Here is an 834-nt window from a genome sequence, read left to right on the forward strand (position 1 = left end):
GTAACGCCCAAGCTCGAAGTCGACTGCCTAAGCTTGGTGCCACGCCATCGTCAGTTTGCTGATTAAGCGGAGCATTATCTTGCATATATGCCCATAAGCGCCTACCCAAAAATACTGCATAGCTTGCGTACACCGCATATAAAGGCATAAGCAAAGCATGAATATTGAGACTGGTACTGAACAGTAGCACACCTGTAATGATAAGTAGCGTCAACAACTGCAAGACAATAAATATCCCTGTAAAGTTCACCCATGCGCTCAGTTGTGATACATGTGCACCCATATAGGCTAGGCGCTCACTAAGTTTCTTACTTGTAGATGAGCTTGGTGTAGATGAATTTGATACCGTAGAAAAGTAAGTGTTTAGCACCTGCATATTACCGTAGATCCAACGACGACGCTGACTCATTAAATCATGTAAGGTAGTCGGTAACAGACCTGTGGCAATGACCTCAGGTATAAACCGAGTACGCAAACCGCGACCATGCATCAGCACTCCCATCTGTGCATCTTCGGTAATCGACGCACCTGACCAGCCGCCCATCGCTAGCAGCGCACGACGACGAATAACGGCATAAGTACCTGTCGATAGTGCACGCTGACGGTTAAATGAACGATACAAATGATGGTTGAAATAATGGTTTAATTCGCTATGGACATCTTCTTTTCCCGCATCACGATAAAACTGTGGAAACTGCAATAGCGCATGGTCTGGGTAACGCTCAATGGCCTTTGCAATAGATACACGCGCCTGCGGTAATGCTTGATAGTCACTATCGACTACAACCACATGACTACATTCAGGGTCCATAAGACCCAGTGCTAGGTTAAGCG

General features: G+C 46.2%; 1 protein-coding gene. It reads right to left on the reverse strand.

Annotated elements, in window-relative coordinates; all coding sequences use genetic code 11:
- Positions 1-811, reverse strand: an 811-nt coding sequence (locus ACS8FD_RS18760) for a glycosyltransferase family 2 protein (RefSeq protein WP_439276962.1), incomplete at its 3' end; no start/stop codon positions are given.
- Positions 812-834 lie beyond the last annotated feature (23 nt).

Source organism: Psychrobacter sp. 1U2, from assembly GCF_051847575.1.